The organism is Olivibacter sp. LS-1 (genome assembly GCF_008245145.1).
GTDB classification, from domain to species: domain Bacteria; phylum Bacteroidota; class Bacteroidia; order Sphingobacteriales; family Sphingobacteriaceae; genus Olivibacter; species Olivibacter oleidegradans.
On record NZ_CP041643.1, the window covers coordinates 2,657,151 to 2,678,192 of the forward strand.

General features: G+C 41.9%; 18 protein-coding genes. 6 read left to right on the forward strand and 12 right to left on the reverse strand.

Annotation, left to right across the window (positions count from 1 at the left end):
• Window positions 1-4: 4 nt before the first annotated feature.
• From FKG96_RS10700 to FKG96_RS10755, 12 genes are all read right to left on the reverse strand, one after another.
• The gene (locus tag FKG96_RS10700; protein WP_246860269.1) at window positions 5-1,114 is read right to left on the reverse strand and encodes a glycoside hydrolase family 43 protein; all 1,110 of its coding nucleotides are present in this window, start codon (window positions 1,112-1,114) and stop codon (window positions 5-7) included.
• A 34-nt stretch (window positions 1,115-1,148) separates the two neighbouring features.
• The gene (locus FKG96_RS10705) at window positions 1,149-2,705 is read right to left on the reverse strand and encodes a RagB/SusD family nutrient uptake outer membrane protein (protein WP_149105523.1); all 1,557 of its coding nucleotides are present in this window, start codon (window positions 2,703-2,705) and stop codon (window positions 1,149-1,151) included.
• A gap of 10 nt (window positions 2,706-2,715) precedes the next feature.
• Window positions 2,716-5,895 carry a TonB-dependent receptor gene (locus FKG96_RS10710; RefSeq protein WP_149105524.1) on the reverse strand — a complete coding sequence of 1,060 codons (3,180 nt, stop codon included), beginning with the start codon at window positions 5,893-5,895 and terminating at the stop codon, window positions 2,716-2,718.
• Between the two features lie 496 nt (window positions 5,896-6,391).
• Window positions 6,392-7,039, reverse strand: coding sequence for an O-methyltransferase (locus tag FKG96_RS10715; RefSeq protein WP_130857173.1), 648 nt, complete (start codon window positions 7,037-7,039; stop codon window positions 6,392-6,394).
• A gap of 62 nt (window positions 7,040-7,101) precedes the next feature.
• On the reverse strand, window positions 7,102-7,617 hold the full coding sequence (locus FKG96_RS10720) for a PPC domain-containing DNA-binding protein (protein ID WP_130857174.1): 516 nt from the start codon (window positions 7,615-7,617) through the stop codon (window positions 7,102-7,104).
• A gap of 51 nt (window positions 7,618-7,668) precedes the next feature.
• Entirely contained in the window at window positions 7,669-8,652 is a 984-nt protein-coding gene (locus FKG96_RS10725; protein ID WP_149105525.1) for an aldo/keto reductase, read from the reverse strand.
• A 2-nt stretch (window positions 8,653-8,654) separates the two neighbouring features.
• A complete protein-coding gene (locus FKG96_RS10730; protein ID WP_130857176.1) occupies window positions 8,655-8,942 on the reverse strand; it encodes a putative quinol monooxygenase in 288 nt (95 codons plus the stop codon).
• A gap of 41 nt (window positions 8,943-8,983) precedes the next feature.
• Window positions 8,984-9,598 (reverse strand): NAD(P)H-dependent oxidoreductase, encoded by a 615-nt coding sequence (locus tag FKG96_RS10735; protein ID WP_149105526.1) that lies wholly within the window; start codon window positions 9,596-9,598, stop codon window positions 8,984-8,986.
• A gap of 156 nt (window positions 9,599-9,754) precedes the next feature.
• On the reverse strand, window positions 9,755-11,197 hold the full coding sequence (locus tag FKG96_RS10740) for a TolC family protein (RefSeq protein WP_149105527.1): 1,443 nt from the start codon (window positions 11,195-11,197) through the stop codon (window positions 9,755-9,757).
• Between the two features lie 6 nt (window positions 11,198-11,203).
• Complete coding sequence (locus FKG96_RS10745; protein ID WP_130857179.1) at window positions 11,204-12,559, reverse strand: HlyD family secretion protein; 1,356 nt, start codon at window positions 12,557-12,559, stop codon at window positions 11,204-11,206.
• A complete protein-coding gene (locus FKG96_RS10750) occupies window positions 12,549-13,556 on the reverse strand; it encodes an ABC transporter transmembrane domain-containing protein (RefSeq protein ID WP_130857180.1) in 1,008 nt (335 codons plus the stop codon). Before FKG96_RS10750 ends, FKG96_RS10745 begins: the two co-directional genes overlap by 11 nt.
• 50 nt (window positions 13,557-13,606) lie before the next feature.
• Window positions 13,607-13,948, reverse strand: coding sequence for a hypothetical protein (locus tag FKG96_RS10755; protein WP_149105528.1), 342 nt, complete (start codon window positions 13,946-13,948; stop codon window positions 13,607-13,609).
• Window positions 13,949-14,108: 160 nt separating this feature from the next.
• Here FKG96_RS10755 and FKG96_RS10760 point away from each other — a divergent pair, with 160 nt between their 5' ends.
• The 6 genes from FKG96_RS10760 to FKG96_RS10785 all read left to right on the forward strand — a co-directional run bounded on the left by FKG96_RS10760 (window position 14,109) and on the right by FKG96_RS10785 (window position 21,030).
• Window positions 14,109-14,699: a TlpA disulfide reductase family protein gene (locus tag FKG96_RS10760; RefSeq protein ID WP_207303781.1), complete on the forward strand. Its 591-nt coding sequence runs from the start codon at window positions 14,109-14,111 to the stop codon at window positions 14,697-14,699.
• Window positions 14,700-14,723: 24 nt separating this feature from the next.
• Window positions 14,724-16,925, forward strand: a complete 2,202-nt coding sequence (locus FKG96_RS10765; protein WP_130857182.1) for a transferrin receptor-like dimerization domain-containing protein — start codon at window positions 14,724-14,726, stop codon at window positions 16,923-16,925.
• 393 nt (window positions 16,926-17,318) lie between these two features.
• A complete protein-coding gene (locus tag FKG96_RS10770; RefSeq protein ID WP_013665941.1) occupies window positions 17,319-18,236 on the forward strand; it encodes an AraC family transcriptional regulator in 918 nt (305 codons plus the stop codon).
• 81 nt (window positions 18,237-18,317) lie between these two features.
• Entirely contained in the window at window positions 18,318-19,514 is a 1,197-nt protein-coding gene (locus FKG96_RS10775; protein WP_130857183.1) for an MFS transporter, read from the forward strand.
• Between the two features lie 111 nt (window positions 19,515-19,625).
• A complete protein-coding gene (locus FKG96_RS10780; protein WP_130857184.1) occupies window positions 19,626-20,756 on the forward strand; it encodes an MBL fold metallo-hydrolase in 1,131 nt (376 codons plus the stop codon).
• Between the two features lie 76 nt (window positions 20,757-20,832).
• Complete coding sequence (locus FKG96_RS10785) at window positions 20,833-21,030, forward strand: hypothetical protein (RefSeq protein WP_013665944.1); 198 nt, start codon at window positions 20,833-20,835, stop codon at window positions 21,028-21,030.
• The last annotated feature ends 12 nt before the right edge of the window (window positions 21,031-21,042 follow it).

The window sequence follows — 21,042 nt, forward strand, 5'->3', positions numbered from 1 at the left end:
GTTTTTATTGATTCAGGGCTGTATTGGCTTTAAATGGATCGATCATTCCCAATGTTCCGTCTGGATTGTGCTTAAGCTCCGTTACTTTTATATTCCGTAAATGTGTTTTTCCCGACAACTCCGTGTCATGATAAAATATATACCATTTTCCTTTGAATTCTATAATGGAGTGGTGCGTCGTCCAACCTTGAACAGGCTTCATAAAATGACCGGCATAAGTAAAAGGGCCCATAGGAGAATCGCCTATCGCATAGGCTAAAAAATGGGTGTCGCCGGTAGAATAAGTGAAGTAATATCGGCCTTTATATTTATGCATCCAGGCACCTTCGAAGAAACGTCGATCATGATCGCCTCCTAAAATAGGCTTCCCGGCACTGTCGATAAGCATTGCTTTCCCAACGGGGCCGTCAAATTCTGTCATATTTGATTTCAGTTTTGCTACGCGGCAGCTAATAGCGGGTGCATCATCCTGCTTTAAGTCGGTCAATGAGCCGTTTGCTTGGTAGGTGCCGGTTTCCCAACGCTGCAGTTGCCCTCCCCAAATACCGCCAAAGTACATATAGGCGGTGCCGTCATCGTCTACAAATACGGCTGGATCGATACTACAACTTCCTGCTATCGGTTCTTTGAAAGCTTTGAAAGGGCCCGTCGGCTTGGTGGCTGTTGCTACACCGATCCGGAAAATATCTTCTTTATCCTTTGCGGGGAAATATAGGTAATAGGTGCCGTCTTTATAAGCGGCATCCGGAGCCCACAGCTGTCGCTTTGCCCAGGGAATATCTTCAACCGATAGGGCAACACCATGATCGGTTACCGATCCATTGATACTATCCATCGATAAGATATGATAATCACGCATGGCAAAGTGGTCTCCATTATCATTTTCAGTCGTTCCCGCATCAATATCATGTGAAGGATAAATATAAATTTTACCATCAAAAACATGGGCAGATGGATCGGCCGTGTAAATAGAATGAATCAACGGTGGGGATAAGAAGCTTTGCTTCTTCTGTTCTGCTTCGTCGCTTTGTTGTGATTGCTGTTGTTGATGATTTCCGGAGCAAGCATAGATAAATGGAACGGCTAGTAGCCAAACGGACATCTTTTTTCTCATATTTATTGATTTCTTATTTTTGTTTAAACGGATATTAGTAACCTGGGTTTTGATTTCCACTGATTTGTGGGTTGTTGTCAAGCTCGGCTTGAGGGATGGGCAATAACTCATCTCTGCCTGGACGGAAATAAGTGATGGGCTCGACACTAAAGTATCCCTTTGGCCGCCAACGTAAGATATCGATATTGCGTAACGATTCGTTTGATAATTCAACGGACTTTTCGTGTATAATGGCTTTGATTACATCCTCCTTGGTAGCGACCGGGAATTGAGCGGTAGGGTAGGGAGGCATTGCAACACTTGCTCTGGCGCGCACTTGATTTAAATAGCTCACTGCTGCAGTCAAGTTGCCCAGTTCTGCTTCGCATTCTGCTAAATTGATCAATACTTCGGCGTAGCGAATAATTCGCTGGTTATTGCCGCCCGGATGATAACTAGCTCTGCTTTTACTTTCCTTGTAGATAATCATGAACTTTCGAAAGCTAACCTTTTTCCGGACGCCGTTTACAATGGACGAATTGTTGTTTTGATCGGCATCGGTAAGTATATCGGCTCCGTTATTATATCGATCACCTGTTTGATAGAAGCTGTAAGAGAATCGCGGATCCGTTTTTTCGGCACCAGTTTCCGCATTTTCAAATTCATTTAACAGCTTGTTCGAAGGAATTAAGTTGCGCCACGCAACGGGGTTATACTCTTGATTCCGTATGGTTGATTGAGCCGCATTTGGTGTGTCATCAGTACTCCAATTAAAATCATTGTCGCCTTTATCGACATAAACAATTTCGAAAATCGATTCACTGTTAAATTCCGTTTCCTCTTCAAAATTATCTAGATAACGATCGGTTAAACGATAACCATCTGCACCGGCAGTTGGAATTTTGAGAAGAGCTTCTTTAGCACCGGTATAGTCGCCCTGTTGCATCAGCACGCGTCCGAGTAAGGCATTGGCTGCTGCATGGGTTATTCTGCCGTTTTCTGTACCGGATTTACCTGGTAATATATTCGCAGCCTCTTGTAGGTCTTGCACGATAAATTGATACACGGCGCCAGCTTCCGCTCGTGGTTGATAATCAGAAGGCGACTTAACGGTTTCGGTGTACATGGGCACAGCCCCCCACTTCGATACTAGTTCAAAATAGGCCCAGGCGCGTAAAAATTTAGCTTCTGCTAAACAGCGATCGCGCAATGTCGGATCATCGCTTACATTAGGTCCGTTTTCAATAACGGTATTGGCTCGATGAATAACGGTATAAAGTCCATTCCAAACAGCATTCATCACACTATTGGTGGGGTCGACGTTTCCGTTTAGTATCTGCGCTCTGGGAACTTCAAGTTGACTGCCGCCGGCAGCAACGTCATCACTACGTAGATCATGAAGAAAATACCATTCGCGGGCAACCAAATTGATACCTCTTACGGTGGCATAGATCGCATTGGTGCCTGCTTGCAACTCGCCGGCTGTTTTAAAGTATTGATCGGTTGATACCACATTTTCATTGTTAGTGTTCAATGCGTCTTTTTTACACGCATATAAACTGAACCCTATTGAAATTGCAAGGAATTGTATGATTCGTTTTTTCGTCTTCATCGGATTATAATTAAAATGATGCCTGAATGCCTAATTGAAATGAGCGCGGACTTGGATATTGTCCATAGTCGACACCGTTGGTCAGCGTACCGTTTTTGGAACCGATTTCCGGATCCAAGCCGGTATAGTCTGTTATCGTGAACAGGTTTTGGGCGGATACGTAAAAACGAAGTTGGCTGATGCTTGTCCAACCGAGTCCTTTTATCCATTGTTCAGGTGCAGTGTAACCAAGCATAATATTCTTTAATCGCAAATAAGATCCATCTTCAATCCAGCGGGTAGAAGGCCGTACGTTTTGATTAGGATCTCCGTTTACGGCACGCGGAATGGAAGTGTTGGTGTTTTGCGGAGTCCAAGCGTTCAAGACCGATTGATCTGCGTTGAAAAGTCGCGGCATACCTTCACGAATAATGCGGGCGGCATTAAAAATGTCGTTGCCTTGTACACCTTGAAAAAATAAGGCAAGATCAAATTGTTTATAGTTGGCCGAAAAATTCAATGAATAACTGAATTTAGGCATAAAGCTGCCAATAAAGGTTCGGTCTCCATCATTGATAACGCCATTGCCGTCTAAATCTCTGAACTTCAGGTCGCCAGGTGCCGCCCCATTCTGCCTGGCATGTGCTTCAATTTCTGCTTCGTTTTGAAAGATACCGTCTACAATATATCCGTAAAATGATTGGACAGGCTGGCCAACAACGGTATTGGTAAGCGGACCACCCCCTCCAAAGTCGGCATCCCCACCTGCTGTGATCGACGCATTTTCGCTATTTAGCCGTAGAACTTTATTACGGATGATGCTCATTAAGCCGGTTATATTCCAGGTGAAATCACCGCTGGTTTTATGGTATCCCAATTGAAATTCAAATCCTTGATTTTGCATGGCCGCTACATTTGCTAAGGTGCCTGTACCGTTAAAACCAAAGCTAGTGGGGGTGGGCACGGTCAGAATCAGGTTGTCCGTTTTCCGTTTAAAATACTCGGCTACTAAGGTGATTTTGTTGTCTAAGAAACCTAAATCTAAGCCAATATTGGTTTGTTTTGTTTTTTCCCAAGCTAAATCCGGATTACTCAAACCGTTATAGAATGATCCATTGCCATTTACAATGGTTCCATTGAACGGATAAGTAGCCTGATTGCGTTGAATAGGTTGTAAGTAAGGGTAATTGCCGAGTAAGACGCCGTTGATGCCGGTGATACCATAACCTCCGCGCACTTTAAATTCGGAAATCCAAGGTGTGTTCTCCATGAAGGATTCGCGATCTACCTTCCAGCCGGCGGAAACGGCCGGGAAGTTTTCATATTTGTTGCCGGGAGCGAAAACAGATAGTCCATCCCGTCGGATGGAAGCGGTGAATAGGTATCTTCCATCATAGTCGTAAGTTACGCGGGCCAACATAGAGCGGATCAAATTGGTTTCGTATAAACTATTTGCCGTAACATTGGTAGCTCCGTTAAGTGTTTTGACGAGATTGGTGCTTTGGTTGCCGCTGGCTGTTTCGTTGCGATAACGTTGTCCTTGGCTTTCGTAAACAAGAGTAGCACCTAGGTTATGGTTATTGAAAGATTTGTCGAAACTCAGCTGTTGAGTGAAAAGATGCGTAGTATATAATTGTCGTTGATTTTCAATCGTAGCGATATTGACAATGGAGGTACCTCCGTCGTTATGTATAGGGGTGTAATTTTGTATGGCAATGTTAGAATGATCCACGCCATAAGTAGACGTAAATTTCAACCAAGGTGTGAGCGTCAATCTTATATAAGCCGTTCCCAGGATACGAGTGGTATTGTTGATGTTTTCAACCAGATTGGCTATTTCTACGGGATTGATCGGATCGGATGCATCGAAGCTGTTTTGGGGGCCCATGAAGCCGCCGAGATTGTGAGGATTATACACCGGTAGGTACGGTTGCATACGGATCATGTTCACGATGGGGGTACGATTGCCGGCAGGTACATCAAAACGTTGCTTGGATTGACTCACATAGAAGTTCTCACCAAAAGAGAAAAACTTGCTGATCACATGTTCGGAATTAAGCCGATAATTAAGCCGTTTATAATAGAGGCCTTCCGCAATACCCTGTTGATCGAAATAACCGGCACCTGTGTAGAAATGCGACTGCTCATTCCCACCATTCAGTGAAAGGTTATACTGCTGAAGCGGTTGATTGTTGCGGAAATAAGCATCCTGCCAATCCGTATTTGTTTGCGCAAAAGTTTGTGTAGCGCCATCATAGATTGGTTGATTAAAATTTTCGGGTTCCAAACGGGGGGGAAGTGGTGCATCGGCTCCGTTCAACGCCCGTTCATATTGTAAATACTGTGCGGTATTTAATAAGTTGAATTTTTTATTGGGACTTTGTATACCGAAATACGAGTCGAAGTTTACCTGTAATCGATCGCGTGCTGCGCCTTTTTTGGTTGTAATCATCACCACACCACTGGTTGCACGAGAACCATATATTGCAGCGGAACTGGCGTCCTTAAGGACGTCAACTGATTCGATATCCCGGGCGTCGATGTTGGAGATAGCAGTGGGAAAACCATCCACTACGTAAAGTGGATCGGAAGCAAAACTAATTGAACTAATACCTCTTATCGCAACAATAGGAGAGGTTCCGGGCGAACCATTATTGGTGACCGTTAAACCGGCAACCCGTCCTTGTAAAGCCTGGTCTGTGCTGGCTACCGGTAACTCGGTGAGTGTTTTGGCACTTACAGAAGATACCGCACCGGTAATGCTTGATCGCCGTTGGGTACCGTAACCAACCACGACAACTTCACTTAAGGCCTGTGAGTCACTCGTTAGTACAACCTCTAGACTTGTTTTTCCTGCTATCTGCACCTCCTGAGTTAAAAAACCTACATAGCTAAATATCAAAACGGCCTGATCATTGGATGCGCTGATACTGAAAGATCCATTTTGATCGGTGCTTGTACTGTTGTTAGTTCCTTTCAGTGTAACACTAACACCGGCAAGCGCTTGTCCGTTTTCATCACTTACCTTTCCTGTGATTGTTTTTTGGACGGATTGCGCTACGGTCGCAGCTGAGGATAAAAATTGACTCGACGTCGAGCTAACGGTCATTGCTTCCCCTGTTATCGAGGCAATTGTTTTTACCGGCAACCCAATACCAAGCGCATAAACTGCGACGGTATAATGCACTATTTGTACAATGTGTTTCTTCATCTGCGTGAATTTTAGTTTATTATATGGTTTTTGTGGTTTTGATTTGCTTAAGGACGGTTGGGATCGTTTCGATAAATCATTCACCCGATATAAAGTCACTTATGTCAAAGCTAAGTCTGGAATGATTTATAGGGGTAGTAAGAATGTTGAAAATGTTAGCAATAATGTCTATAGGCAACACGACTTATGATGTGGCGGTCGGTTTAAACATATTTGTTGTTTTTTTTGCGATTATGACATCATAACGGTTGATGTACTACGGTAAATTTGTGCTCATTCACTTGAAGGAAATTGATGAAAGCGCATAATATGGCATTCCGTCTAGAGAGTTTAGATCGATATTGTTATTCTTGGATTGTTGCTGATCCTGATAAAGGTTACTTCCATATCGTAGTACATGTGAGTTGTCCTAGCTTCATTTAGTACGCGAGGTTGGTTGTTGGTTTATATTGGTTATACTCCCGGTTTGGTCTCCGGGAGTTTTTTTATGGACTGTTTATTGTTTTTTGCGACTGACAGCAATACCCGAGCTGCTCGTTTTGTCGATAGTTGTTTCATAACCGGGTTGCTTTTCGAGAAAATCTAAGTATTCGCTGATACCGGACATATCTTGAAGTACATTATGGGCCGTAAAGGTTCCTCCTTTTTTAAGTTTAGGATCTATATCCTTAAAATACTGAATGTACCAATCTTTGTCGGCATCGGAGAAAACAAAGTCAAAGGGGCCTTTCAACTCCTTGACAAGTTGATGGGCATTACCAAGTTTAAAATCAACGATATGAGATAGGCCTACTGTCTTTAGGTTTTCGATGGCTTCCTTTTGGCGTTCCTTATTTAGCTCGATCGTTGTCAGTTTACCGCCGGTTTTGCTAAGCGCCCATGCAATCCAAATAGTAGAATGCCCTGTGGACGTACCGATTTCCAAGGCAGACTGATAATTGTTTTTTATAATGAGATCATGCAATATTTGGCCGTCTTCATACGGTACGTTTAGATTATGCCATTGCTGCTGTTTCTTTTTTAGAAATTGCTGTACTTGCTTATCTAGTTCTTCTTGCTTTGTGGTTTGTGCATTCGCTTTCGTGAACAAACTGAATAACAAGATATAAAGCAGCATCGTTTTAAATAGGACGATCGTTTTCATAATATGGGTATTAGGCCTATGATAAACAGCTGAAAGTACTATTTGTTATAATATAAGTCTGTTCAGCGTTTTAAATGAAGCACATTTGCTCCTAAATCTTTCTCAAATACCCGTTCCAATACTTTATCGTGTGGAATGATCATGATTTCTAAGGACCCTGTACCCACGGTACCATCAAGGATGTGTCCGCCATAAGCCACAAAATCTTTCCCGGCTACTACACCATGTAAGTGTATGCTAGGTTTATCATCTTGCCAAGCTATGCTTCCATGCATGCTGGCCAATTCGACATCTTTAAAGTGCTTCGGATTAAACTTCTTTTTGGCTGAATCGAAAAAACCAAAAGTCACATTGACGAAGCCCATACCGGTAAAATTGGCGGAAGGAATTTGTTCAGCAAGCGCAAAATGCTCAAGCTGGGGGATGATCTCGTCTCCTTGGCGTAATACCATTAAATAACCATTGGATACCCTGGTGTACCTTATAGTGGAATCTTTTTCTTGTGCCGGTAATCGATTGCTGATAATGGTTAAGCAGCCAATCAGCGGAAGTATGATGAGTAATTTAATGGTATTCATAGCTAAAAATTTTAATCAGCTGTCTGACTTTGGAGCAGCTGATTATTATTGCTACAATTTTTCCAGCGCTTTGTTTATCGTTTCTAAATCTTCTGCAGATAAACTGACTTGTGCAGATTGCGCATTTTCCTTTGCTTGTTGTGCATTGCGAGCACCGGCCAATACTGCGGTAATACCTGGTTGCAAACTAGTCCACCGTAAAACCAGCTGAGATAGGGTCACTTGTTTATCAATAGCAATAGGCTCAAGTGTTTGAATTAAATCCTGAACCTTGTCTAAATTGAATTGCGTAAAGTAACCCTGTCGATGATCATTTTCTTTTAGCTTACCACCACGAAAATACTTGCCACTTAGTAATCCTCGTTCCATCGGACTGTAAGCGATGATGCCGATGTTGTTTGCAAGCGTATAGGGAACTAATTCTTCTTCAATTTCGCGATTCAGCATACTATACGAAACCTGGTTACTGGCAGGTAATAAGGTTTCTGACGCTTCCTTTAATTGCGCAGTGTTGTAGTTACTTACGCCAGCTGCACGGATTTTGCCTTGTTTTATCAATATTTCCAAGGTTTCCATTGTTTCTTCAATGGGCGTCGTTTGATCTGGCCAATGTAGCTGGAGAAGGTCAATGTAATCGGTACCCAACCTTTTTAAACTTTCTTCAACTTCTTTAATAATATTCTCTTTTCCAGCGTATCTGTAAACCGGAATTTTTTTCCCGCTTTCCTCTGCATCGAAAAAGAAGACACCTTTTCCCTTATTGCTACCATCCCATACCAAACCAAATTTGCTTAACAGTTGAATGCTTGTACGGTCTCGTCCCTTGATCGCTTCTCCTACTAATTCTTCGCTCAAACCAAAGCCGTAAAAAGGGGCGGTATCAATAGCGCTTACACCATGATCAAGTGATGCTAAAATCGAACTGATTGAGTCTTGCTTATCATTCCCACCCCACATATTTCCACCAATAGCGAAGGCACCATGTGTTATAACGGGTAATTTTAAATCGGTATTTCCTAATTTACGATATTCCATTCTTATATTAATTTTGTTTTATAAATGAGTGGTGTCTCTTGAAGCGCTTTTTCTGCCAGCAGTTGAAAGTCCTGAATATAAGGCTGCTCGTTGTGCAAATCCAAGCCGCTTTCATCTTGCCAGATTTCATAAAAAATAAACTGCGATGGATCTTCAAGATCTTGATGTAAATCATATTGAAGGCAAGCTTTTTCCTCACGTGTACGGACAACCATGGTTTGCAATTGTTTTTTTACCTCATCTATATGTGCAGGCTTGCTTCTGATAATAGCTATTAAATGAATTTTCATTGGGATAAATAGTTTTTTAATGATCTGTCAAATTAATAAAATTAGGAAGCCTTTAACTCGCACGTAGCTGATCCAAACACGTCCTGAAGATGAGAGCGATAGCGCGCCATGTCGCGATCAATTTGTGCATTCTTTTCCACGTCATGAAAATGAAAACTTTTTAGAGGCTCCATACCGGTGAAAGCATTCATACGATGAAAACCAAAGAGTGGGCCATCGTCGACACTATGTTGTTTAAAGAATTCGTTAGGAAGTGTAAACGCCGTTTCCGGTGCATTCCAGCTGGTAGTTAGCATGTACTTTCTGCCATGAAGCGTTCCACCTGTACCATAATTGATTTGGGGATTGTCTGCCTTACGACCATCACTGCGGTAGATTCCACGCTGATGCCCTTGAGTGAAGACTTCATCTATATATCTCTTAAATCCGAAAGGTACCTGGAACCACCAAATCGGCGTGTGATAAACAACAAGATCTGCCCATACATATTTATCCACTTCTTCTTGAAGATTATAGCCATCTGCGATGGTGGTAAGTTGTACCTCTGCGCCACGATTACGGAAAAATTCGACGGTTTCTGACGCAAGGGTGTTATTAAAACGTCCACCGGAGTGGCCAAAATGTTGTGCTGCATTAATGATGAATATTTTTTTCATGTTCGCTTTCTTTATTAACAGCACAAAAGTAGGGTTCAATTATTCATTATAAAAATAATATAAGTTTTGTTTACCTATAATAAAAATGATGATATTCGATGGTTTTATTGTAAGCGATCTTTATTAGCGATCACGTTTAAGTAGTAACGAATAAACTTAATTGGCTAAAAGCCTCGCACCTGCTTTATAATACAATTCAGCCAATGCCTTATTATAGGTTGTAATCAGATCCTCTTTTTTTATTTTCATGTCAATCAATTTACTCTCCCGACTATTAATAATGAACAGCGTGCTTTCGCCCAGATCGAATTTTTGTAATTCCCCGGATAAGAGCACTTCCTGATTGTCAATACTCGCTACTTGTAACTTAAGTTGAGCGCTATAGGCAGTAAGATCGTTGTACTTAGTAGTAATGTCGTTTTTAATATTACGACCGGTTATGAGCAAATCATATTGTAGCTGTTCTTGTTTCAACTTCACTTCCTTCAGTTTCCCTCGTTCCGCGCGAAGGAAGAGGGGAAAGGCAAATTCAAGTCCGAACTTGTAGTTGCTCCAATTGAAGTCATAATAGTGCGGGATATATTCATTGAAGTTTCTGCGACTGGATATCAACGTACCTGAAATGTTTAATTTCGGTTTCAACATTTCTTTTCGATAGCGTTCCTCGATGCGTAGTTGCTGCTCTTTGCTCCAAAGTTTCGATAGTTCAGGATGTATATCACTCGCTTGCTCTAATAGATTTCCGAGCATCGTTGGGGATGGTGACAGCTTTACGCTGTCTATAGTCGTAGGTACTGCATTATCGGGTAATTCCATTGGCTGCTCATATTCATTCCATAAGTGGTTAGACAAAATCAACCGACTGTTTTTTAAGGCGATTTCATATTTGGCCAATTGCATTTTTCTTTCCTGGACAGTGATGGCCGCTTCCACAGAATCAATGGGCGGCTTGTCGCCCAGACGCGTTTGCATACTAATCGCTTTAAATCGCTCTTCAGCAAGTTGGACACCCTCTTTCAGTAGTGTATACTGCCGAAAGGCATAATACCAATCCCAATAATCTTTTACGGCCGTGAACCAGATAGCATTTATTTGTTTCAACTGTTCAGCTTCCGCGTAGGCAACCATTACCTTGGCTTGTTGTAGTGTACTGCGTCTGTTATCAATGATGAGGCCTTGACCAAGGGGAATGCTGATGCCTAGCCCCGACAAACCCGCTGTAGACGTGGTAGTTTCCGGATTCGTATAGGTTCCGACGTTCCGATCATAAGCTAGTTTTAAATCAGCTCCTGCTAACCATAAGGGTATTTTCAGCTCGCTGTTCCAGTGATTATAATAATCGGTATTACCGAAATATTTGTTATTGAAAGCCGCTTTCAAGGCCGGGTCAAATTTTCCGCGCGCCTGTGCAACCTGGGCTTTTGCTGTTTCACTTAAGAGTTTGGCTTGTTTCACTACCGGATGATGAGCCATTAAAAGGTCTTCTAAGTCCTCCAATGTAAATTCCTTCAGTTCAGAACCACTCCTGTTCTCCTGTGCTCGGCTTATTGACAATCCGAAGCAGATGGCCAGTAAAACGAATATCTTTTTACTTGTCATAAATCACTACTTTCCTTCGGTTTTTGGTTCTTTTTCTAAACTCGGCGGGAAACCGTTAAGTTGGCGCCATATTTCATACCAGAGTGGTACCGCATTTAAAATAACACGTCCGAATGCTCCTGAGCCTAAACGCAATTGTTCCGGCCATGGTTCGTCCTTATCAGGAACGGGTGTAGTGGGTTTTATGAGTAAGCGGTATTTGCCATCGGCACTGCTAACCTTGTCGATGACCGCTACCTTACCGGCAAAGGTACCAACAGCTACCGAAGGCCATCCCGAGAACTGTACAGACGGCCAGCCTTCAAATTGCAGACGTGTATCGCTTTCACTAAGAATCAAAGGTACATCCATGGCATCTACATACAATTCAACAGCCATCACCGTTACCTTGGGCTGTAACGTAGCGATCGATTCGCCCTCTTTAATATTCTCACCTATGCCGGCCTTCAGTGTCTTTACGATATATCCACTTTGGGGAGCCCTGACAACGTAGTGATCTCGACGTACCTCAATATTGGCAATTTCATTTCTTAACTTGGCGATGTCCCCCTGTGCCGAGGCTTTGCTGGAAAGCGCTGAACCTAGATCGGACTGTGCTTTGGCTAACGATTCATTGTACTTAGCTTGGATATTGTCGAGATCAATAGTTGCATTGATCAATGTTTGCCGTGCGTTAGTCAATTTATTTTGAGCACTTACTACCTTTGCCTCGTCATTTTGCAGATTTAAGCGGCGAGTTTCAATATCAGTAAGCGAAAAAAGTCCGTTTTTGTATCCCTGCTCGTAACGCAGCAATCGTGCCTTGCTGGTTTCGTAGAAGCTTTGCATCGCAACCAGATCGGCACTGTCTATTTTTACTACGTTTCTAGCTTGTACAACCTTATTGCGTGCGGCCTCCAGCTGATAACGTAAACCGGCAGTCAGCGCGTCAATTTGGGCTTTTGTTGCAAGCATTTTCTGATCGGCAGCCTGCTCGCTACTCTTTTTTGCAGTTAATTGCTCGTTTAACCGTTGGGGCAATTCGGGATCAAAGTAGGAGGGGGCTGTTTCGGAAATCACCAAAATAGTGTCGCCTGCCTGAACTTCATCGCCATCTTGTACTGCCCAGTGTTCAATACGGCCACCTATTTGATTTTGAATGGTTTGTGGGCGTTCTTCCGGTTTTAAGGCAGTGACGGTTCCGCGGCCGGGGATAGTTTGCCGCCAAGGTAAAAATAAAATTACAATAAATAGGATGGCAGCAAAAAGCAATATCCTACCTAGGGCCATCACACCTCGCTTTTTTAACAATTGATCACGACCTGCGACGGAAAGGTCTTCCCATTTGATCGTTGACAACAAACTATGTGCTTTATTTCCCATAATCAATGGCCTCCTCCTCCAATTCAAGGTCTGTTACACTGGCTAACTTAACACTACCCGTTAACATATCGAAAATGGTATCCAGATTTGTCAGTAACTTTTCTACAGCATAGCCAATCTGGACAATTACAACCTCTGCTGCTACGAACTGACCGAAAGTCATCTCCCGTTCAACTACAAAATAAGAGCCGAGTAATAGCATGGCACCGAAAAGAATTGTTCGGATTAATACAGAGCCTGCAAAAAAGCGTTTTAACACTTTGAAATGCTCATTCCGGGAAGCAAGGTATTTGCTTGTAATGTAATCTGTGTCAGCAATTACTTTTTTCATCATTTCCCGATTGCCTCGGTATTCATCGATATGATTCGCCACATCTTCCAAATAGGCGACGGTTTCATATTTGTGAGCAGATTCTTCAATACTCGTGTTAAGTCCACGTTTGTAGTAGATAGCGAGAACAACCGCTACCGCCACTATTACCACGAGACCGAAACTTAAGAAGACCGGATGGTAGAACGATAAAAGTATAACACTAAAGAAAATGGTAACAACAGCTGCCATAATATCGATCAGTAATTTTATAATACCTTTTTGAATAATGATGACATCAAAAAAGCGATTTACAAGTTCAGGCAGATTCTCGCCATCCAGTTCCGAGCGCTTGATTCGTGGAAGACGGTATGCAAACTCGAGTGACGACTTTAGAAAGATTTTCTGTTCAAGGTATTCTACCAAGCTCAATTGGCCTATGAGTAAAGTGCCTCCAAGTACAACGCCTGCAATAACTGCGGTAATAAGAATATAGGTAGAGCTGTACATGGCTCCATTACTGAGCAAATTGAAAATGGCTGTAATGCCTATCGGAATACTAAGACTAAAGATTCCGATGATAATAGCGTATAAAAATATGTAGTTTATGGTTTTACGTTCCGGATGCAGCATGCCGACAAGCCGCTGCAAGGGCGTTGGCGCCGAACCTGCGTGTTTTTTTTTCATAAGAAGTAATTAAAATAAAATGTTAGGGTGATTTTCTCTGTGAAATGGCATTAATAGATGCGGTCCGGAGGGGGGGATGGAACCGTACCGAAATGCGGAATACAGTAAGCAAAGCGGTGAGCACCTTCTGCATTTCCGTCTCTCTTTTTTAAGATTCGGGAATCGCACTCATCGTTCTTCGCAAAGAATTCAACGTTTTTTTTCTGCTGTTTTTCAGGATCTTTCTTTTCTTCTTTTTCCGACTTCTCTGAATCGTTGCAAATCTTAAAGTTTGAAAGATGTTTATCTTTTACAATCGCAGTGACGGTCCCAGCCATTTTTAGCGTAAATAAGCTAATTAAGAAGAATCCGATAGTATAACGTAAAAAGGCACTTCTAAGGTGTTGCAACATGTTACAAAATTAGCGGCACTATTATACGAAGATGTCAGCAAATTGTTAACCTTTCGCAACTAACGTGATGTAATTTTAATGGTATTCTAATGAATAAAGCGATTTTCTTTAGGTTTTGTGTGTAATCTATAAAAATGGTAGATTTTATATATATTTGCCTATGATTGATTTAGTAAAAGAAAATAACTGGATGAAAACAATACGATTGACGTTAATTGGGTTTTTAATAGGCTTCACATTTAACGTGGCTGCCAGGAGCGAACAAGATACATCTCAAACTAAAGATGCTGATCGCGGCTATATTGTTCAGGTAGGAGATCAGGCACCGGATAATTTTGAGTTGGTGTTGCATGACGGCAGTAAGACTTCTTTAAAAGAATTACGGGGAAAAATTGTTCTTTTGCAATTTACGGCCTCCTGGTGTGTTGTTTGCCGAAAAGAAATGCCTTATCTCGAACGCGATATTTGGCAAGCTTATAAGGATAAAGATGTGGTATTGATTGGCGTGGATCGCGACGAGCCCTTAGAAACGGTGCTAAAGTTTCATCGGGATATGAACATTACCTATCCTTTAGCACTAGATCCTGGAGCTGGTATTTTTCAACAATTTGCTGATAAAAAGGCAGGCGTGACCCGTAACGTTCTTATTGATCGTACCGGAAAAATACGGTTTTTAACACGTTTATACGATGAGGCCGAGTTTGCTCAACTGGTTCAGGCAGTGGATAATTTAACAAAAGAACAACATTAATCAGAAACCGTTACCGAGTCAGCTATGCAAGTACACTTCAACAAAGTATTGCCTATTCTCATCCTTTCTCTTACTTTCGGATTTACCATACTTAAAGCGCAACAGGAAGAACTACTGGAAAATCGCTTTGACGCTCTTTTGCAGAAAGAGAGTATTGGACGGAATATCAAGAATTTGTCGGCGTATCCCCATCATCTTGGTTCCCCAAGAGGGAAAGAGGTTGCCAACGAAATTTTAAATTGGTTTAAACAATATGGATGGGATGCTCAACTGGAAGTTTATCACGTATTATTTCCTACGCCGATTGAGCGACAGCTTGAACTATTGGCGCCAAGCCATTATCAAGCCATATTAAAAGAAATGCCGGTAGAAGGTGATCCAGTAGCGCATCAAGAGGGGCAGCTGCCAACCTATAATGCGTGGGGTGCGGATGGAGATGTGACCGCACCGCTGGTTTTTGTCAACTATGGCTTACCAGCCGATTATGAACAACTGGAACGATTAGGGGTGGATGTAAAAGGAAAAATCGTGATAGCAAAATATGGTAATAGCTGGCGTGGAATAAAACCCAAGATTGCTTATGAGCACGGTGCTGTTGGTTGCATTATTTACTCCGACCCGAAAGAGGACGGCTATTTTCAAGGCGCGGTTTATCCTGAAGGGCCTTTCAAGAACGAGTATATGGTGCAACGGGGTTCGGTAATGGATATGGTGGTTTATCCAGGGGATCCTTTAACTCCCTGGATTGGTGCAACGAAGGATGCAAAGCGCTTGACGAAAGAAGAAGCTGCTACCATTTTAAAGATACCGGTGTTACCGATCAGTTATCACGATGCGAAGCCTTTATTGGAAGTCCTCGACGGTCCGGTAGCTCCAAACGCTTGGCGAGGTGCACTTCCTATAACTTATCGGATCGGCGGTGGGAATCAGAGCAAAGTGCATTTAAAAATTAAGCAAAACTGGGATATTGTGCCTGCTTATAATGTAATCGCCAAGATCAAAGGCAATGAATTTCCTGACGAGTGGATTATTCGAGGAAATCATCATGATGCTTGGGTCAATGGAGCCGATGATCCGGTAGCGGGACTATCCGTTTTATTAGAGGAGGCAAAAGCAATTGGAACCATGGTTAAAAACGGCTTCAAACCGAAACGAACCTTGGTTTACTGTGCTTGGGATGGAGAAGAACAGTCGCTGCTCGGCTCAACCGAATGGGTAGAACATCATGCAAAAGAATTGAAACAAAAGGCGGTAACCTATATTAATACGGATGGAAACGGGCGGGGTTTTTTGAGTGCCGGCGGATCACACGCATTAAAGGATTTGGTAACCGACATAGCAGGTGATGTACAGGATCCATTAACAGGTAAGTCGATACTCGATCGAAAATTGGCCAACACCGTTATATCGGCGACCTCTCCGCAGCAGAAGCAAAAGTTGCTCGCAAAAAAAGAGTTTGCTTTACAAGCGTTGGGAACAGGTTCTGATTATTCGGCCTTCTTACAGCATTTAGGAATACCTAGTCTTAATTTTTCTTTTGGAGGAGAAAGTGAAGGGGGGGATTATCATAGTATTTATGATTCGTATAATCATTATGTCCGATTCAAAGACCCCGATTTCAGTTATGGGCTTGCGCTGGCACAAGTTGCCGGTAGAGCTGTTTTACGATTATCCGAGGCTGAGATTTTACCTTTTAGCTTTGATGGCCTGCAAGAAGCAATCAATACGTACGCAAATGAGGTGCAAAAGCTTGGTGAGGATCTTCGTCTGTTCCATGCTGTTGAAAACCAACTGATAAAAGATTCTTTATATGCCTTGGCAGCCGATCCGAAAGAGCCCTATGTACAACCGATACCAAAAAAATCAGTACCCAATTTTTCATTTGCGGGATTGCAAGAAGGTGTTGATAGCTTAAGCAAATCCATTCAAGCGCTTAAAGAGCGGCGGCAAACATTTAAGGGAAACAAAAAAGCTTTAGCATTGGTAAACAAGCAGCTTTTTCAAGCGGAGAAATCGTTGTTACTGGAAAAGGGATTACCTAGGCGTCCATGGTATAAGCATAGTATTTATGCACCGGGATTTTATACCGGTTATGGAGTCAAAACATTGCCCGGCATCCGAGAAGCCCTGGAAGAAGGGCATTATCAAGAGTTTGAAGAGCAGCTACAATTACTGATCGGTACGATCCGAAAACTTAAAACCGCGCTTGATCGTATTTTCATATAATGAAACTATTGATATTAAAGAGGGATGTCTAGTCAATTTTTATTACACTTGTAAACTACTTTTGTAAGACTTCATTGTTTTTTAATTTTACCATTACCCGCATAACATCATCTTTGGACCAGATTCGTAGCATCTTTGCTGTGTAAGCATTCAACAAGTAGGTTGTCTCCAGGGTGAGTCCAGGTTTTTCCTTAAAAACCTGGACTCACCCTGGAGACAACGTGGACTCACCCTGGACTCACCTCGAAGAAAGACCCTGTCAAAACGCTACTTTGTCTTATCCACCTATCCAGTCGTACCTTCCTTTTTCGAATACGTTTGTTCCATTGTCCAGCAAAATGATTAAATCGAAATTCATAATTTTGTATCTTTGAATTAATTAACTTATATGCAATGGAGAAAGCGGAGACTTTACAGGAATACTATAGAAGAACGTGTAGAAAAATGCCGCCGGATTTGATAGAAGGTGGTGGTAATAATGCCCACTTCAATGTCTTAAAACGAAACAATTGTTATGCAAGCTTACATTTTTCCCGCAAGGATTATTACAAAATCTGTTTAACGCTGGGAAGCGCCATATTGCATACTGATAAAGGCACAATTTCCATTGATAAACCGGCGATTTTCTTTTCTAATACCAATGTGAGATTTGGTTGGGAAAACACATCCCCGGCTCAGAAAGGCTATGTTTGCTTGTTTAACGATTTGTTTATTGGTAATGAATTGCGGAAGGCCCTGTCTAATCTATTTAACCTGTTTCGAAATGACGTATACTCCTTTATCTTTCTGAGTGAAGAGCAATACGATTTACTATCTCAATATTTTGAATGGATGCTTAAGGAGTATAATAGTGAATTTGTTTACAAAAAGCAGATCATTGAAGACTTTTTACGATTGATTACTTATACGACAGTTAAATTACGGATGGAACGGGGTGCGTCAGAGAAGCGAATTCCGGATAGCGACCTAGTAAATCGATTTTGTGATCTACTGGAAAAGCAATTCCCTATCGAGTCTCCCGATAATGCGCTGGTTCTTAAAAGCCCGGCTGATTATGCACTACAGCTGCAGGTTCACGTGAATCACTTAAACTACAGTTTGCGTTCCTATTTTGGTAAAACTACCAGCGATCTTATTCAAGAACGAATCTTACAAGAAGCGCTCGATTTGTTACAATACAGTCATTGGCGTATTACCGAAATCGCATTCAGCCTAGGTTTTGAGTATCCTCAGCATTTTAATAATTTCTTTAAACGGAAAACCGGTAAAAGTCCAAGAGAATATCGGAGTCTGCTGTTAAGTGATATTTGATTTCATTAACTAATATTTGATTTGCTTATTTTTCGATAGCGAATAGTCCGCTAGTTTTGTAATGCTAAAAAACAGGGTATTATGAAGCTATACAATAGCAAATTTGAGAAGATCAGTACGATTTCTACCTTTATTTTAATTCCTCTATCAGGACTTGTAACCGATGTTTATATTCCATCTTTCCCAGAGATGCAATCGGTTTTTCAAACAAGCGCGGCAGGTATTCAGTTGACGCTTTCTTGCTTTTTGATCAGTTACGGGATTACCATGTTTGTGGCCGGGAGTGTAGTTGATAGTTTTGGAAGATATCGAATTATATTAGGCGCCTTATTGTTATTTGCATTGAGTAATTTTTCGATTGCTTATGTGCATAATCTTTACTTCCTTTATGCTATACGCGTTTTACAGGGAATATTGACCGCGCTGATCGTGGTGGCCAAGCGTGCCTTTTTAGTTGATATCTATACCGGCGAAAAGCTCAAACATTATATGGGGTTGCTGTCGGTGGTCTGGTCGCTCGGCCCCATTACAGCTCCCTTCTTGGGTGGGTACCTGCAATCTTATTGGGGTTGGACATCTAATTTTATTTTCCTAGGTGTTTATGCTTTGTTTTCTTTTACCTTGGAATATATATTCTGTGGGGAAGCAATGCGTCAGGCCCAGGCCTTCCGTATGCCTACTATTATTGCAAGTTATCGCAAGGTGTTGGGAACGAAGGAGTTTTCACTAGGGCTCTTCGTGTTGGCAGCAAGTTATTCGATGGTCCTGATTTTTGGTATGACGGCTCCTTTTATTATCGAAGAACAATTCCATTTATCATCGGTGGTAACCGGTTATTGTGCGCTCATTTCCGGTTTAGGCCTTTTTGTAGGAGGTATGTTGGCTAAGCAATTAACCAGTCGTCCGCTGCTAATGAAGTTACGAATCGCTAATTTTTCTGAATGCATGATTGCGCTATTGATGTTTTTCGTTGGTACGTTGTTTACGAACCTATACGTATTAATGTTATTTGTATTCAGTATGCATGTTTGTGCGGGCTTTATGTACAACGTCTATTTCACTTTTTGTTTAACACGTTTTCCGCAAAACGCGGGTATATCCAGTGGTATTACCAGCGGAGGTTCTTATCTCATAACCTCGGTGCTAAGCTATAGCACGATTAGTCTGGTAAAAGTGAGTAGCCAAAGTACGCTTGCCATCTGTTATTTTGCAATGGCCGTTGTGACATTTTCACTATTGCAAGTATTGAAAAAGATTCGGATGAGTGGGGTAGACTAAGCATTCAAAGAGATTAATTGCTATCTTGCCATGCTTTTTATCCGCCCATCTAGATGAAGTAGTGTCGGAAAAATGCAGCGTACTCTCCGGTTGCAAGTAGAAAATCATGCAATGAAGAAGCTATTAAGGATATTAAAATATATGATGGTCGTTATTCTCAGTGTAGCCGTTTTGTTAGCGATTACGGTTTTTTTTTATATTCGACAAGATAAATTTGGTCAAGCACCTTCGGGTAAGCGACTAGAGCGGATAAAGCAATCACCCAACTACCGAGATGGACAGTTTCAGAATCTACATTTTACACCAACGATCACCGAAGGATACTCTTTTATCGGTGTACTTTATAAGTTCTTTTTCGGTAAGGATCCGAGAAACCGACCGACTGATCCACTTCCTACTGTTAAAACAAACTTACAGCAACTGGACCCGAATGCTAATCTTCTGGTTTGGTTTGGGCATTCTTCCTATTTATTACAGCTAGACGGCGTACGCTATTTGGTGGATCCAGTATTTTGTGGGAATGCATCACCCGTTCCGGGATCGAATAGAAGTTTTAAAGGAACCGATATCTATACCGCAGCGGATATGCCATCGGTTGACTATCTCTTGATTACACACGATCACTATGATCATCTTGACTATGAAACGATTGTGGCGTTGAAGGATAAGGTGACTCGGATAATTTGTGGTTTAGGGGTAGGTGCCCATTTTGAACATTGGGGATATGAAGCCGATAACATTATTGAAAAAGATTGGAATGAAAAGGTTGTCGTTAATACCCAAACAACCTTGCATACCTTGCCTACCCGCCATTTCGCAGGTAGAAGTTTCAGCAGAAACAATACACTTTGGCTCTCATTTTTGTTGGAAACCCCAACCAAAAAAATCTATTTGGGCGGTGATAGCGGTTATGATACCCATTTTGCGACGATAGGCAAGCAATTTGGTCCGATTGATTTGGCGATTCTTGACAATGGACAATACAACCCCGCCTGGCAAGCGATTCATATGCTTCCGGAAGAAGTTATAAACGCTTCGAAAGACTTAGGAACCAAACGTCTTTTTCCGGTACACTCATCAAAATTTGCGCTTTCTCTGCATGCCTGGGACGAACCCTTAAAAAGAATAAGCATACTCGCTGCATCGGAGAAGTTGCCTTTTATTACGCCCATGATAGGGGAGGTAGTCCGCCTCGATGATCCTGCCCAGACCTTTACAGCATGGTGGAAAGGTGTAAAATAACCATATTTTATTTTCGCTGAAACATTTCAGTAGGCGGTTTGTTAAAAGGTAGTTACATTAGTAAAATCACTGAAAAATGGGATTATTTAGAACAATACTACTAGGCGCAGCCGCTTATGGTGCCTATAAATATGCGACGAAGAAAGATGCAAATGGCCGATCGATGGTGGATGATATTAAAGAGAAGGCACCGGCATGGAAAGAGAAAATAATGCGTTTCAAAGACGATATGGAACGGGAACTTAAACATCGAACATCCGGTGAGTATAAGTAACCTTCGTTTAAA

What these genes read in the sequence shown, in the direction of transcription:
- FKG96_RS10700 (WP_246860269.1), bottom strand. Translation starts at nt 1,114, where the DNA reads ATGAGAAAAAAGATGTCCGTTTGGCTACTAGCCGTTCCATTTATCTAT.
- FKG96_RS10705 (WP_149105523.1), bottom strand. Translation starts at nt 2,705, where the DNA reads ATGAAGACGAAAAAACGAATCATACAATTCCTTGCAATTTCAATAGGG.
- FKG96_RS10710 (WP_149105524.1), bottom strand. Translation starts at nt 5,895, where the DNA reads ATGAAGAAACACATTGTACAAATAGTGCATTATACCGTCGCAGTTTAT.
- FKG96_RS10715 (WP_130857173.1), bottom strand. Translation starts at nt 7,039, where the DNA reads ATGAAAACGATCGTCCTATTTAAAACGATGCTGCTTTATATCTTGTTA.
- FKG96_RS10720 (WP_130857174.1), bottom strand. Translation starts at nt 7,617, where the DNA reads ATGAATACCATTAAATTACTCATCATACTTCCGCTGATTGGCTGCTTA.
- FKG96_RS10725 (WP_149105525.1), bottom strand. Translation starts at nt 8,652, where the DNA reads ATGGAATATCGTAAATTAGGAAATACCGATTTAAAATTACCCGTTATA.
- FKG96_RS10730 (WP_130857176.1), bottom strand. Translation starts at nt 8,942, where the DNA reads ATGAAAATTCATTTAATAGCTATTATCAGAAGCAAGCCTGCACATATA.
- FKG96_RS10735 (WP_149105526.1), bottom strand. Translation starts at nt 9,598, where the DNA reads ATGAAAAAAATATTCATCATTAATGCAGCACAACATTTTGGCCACTCC.
- FKG96_RS10740 (WP_149105527.1), bottom strand. Translation starts at nt 11,197, where the DNA reads ATGACAAGTAAAAAGATATTCGTTTTACTGGCCATCTGCTTCGGATTG.
- FKG96_RS10745 (WP_130857179.1), bottom strand. Translation starts at nt 12,559, where the DNA reads ATGGGAAATAAAGCACATAGTTTGTTGTCAACGATCAAATGGGAAGAC.
- FKG96_RS10750 (WP_130857180.1), bottom strand. Translation starts at nt 13,556, where the DNA reads ATGAAAAAAAAACACGCAGGTTCGGCGCCAACGCCCTTGCAGCGGCTT.
- FKG96_RS10755 (WP_149105528.1), bottom strand. Translation starts at nt 13,948, where the DNA reads ATGTTGCAACACCTTAGAAGTGCCTTTTTACGTTATACTATCGGATTC.
- FKG96_RS10760 (WP_207303781.1), top strand. Translation starts at nt 14,109, where the DNA reads ATGATTGATTTAGTAAAAGAAAATAACTGGATGAAAACAATACGATTG.
- FKG96_RS10765 (WP_130857182.1), top strand. Translation starts at nt 14,724, where the DNA reads ATGCAAGTACACTTCAACAAAGTATTGCCTATTCTCATCCTTTCTCTT.
- FKG96_RS10770 (WP_013665941.1), top strand. Translation starts at nt 17,319, where the DNA reads ATGGAGAAAGCGGAGACTTTACAGGAATACTATAGAAGAACGTGTAGA.
- FKG96_RS10775 (WP_130857183.1), top strand. Translation starts at nt 18,318, where the DNA reads ATGAAGCTATACAATAGCAAATTTGAGAAGATCAGTACGATTTCTACC.
- FKG96_RS10780 (WP_130857184.1), top strand. Translation starts at nt 19,626, where the DNA reads ATGAAGAAGCTATTAAGGATATTAAAATATATGATGGTCGTTATTCTC.
- FKG96_RS10785 (WP_013665944.1), top strand. Translation starts at nt 20,833, where the DNA reads ATGGGATTATTTAGAACAATACTACTAGGCGCAGCCGCTTATGGTGCC.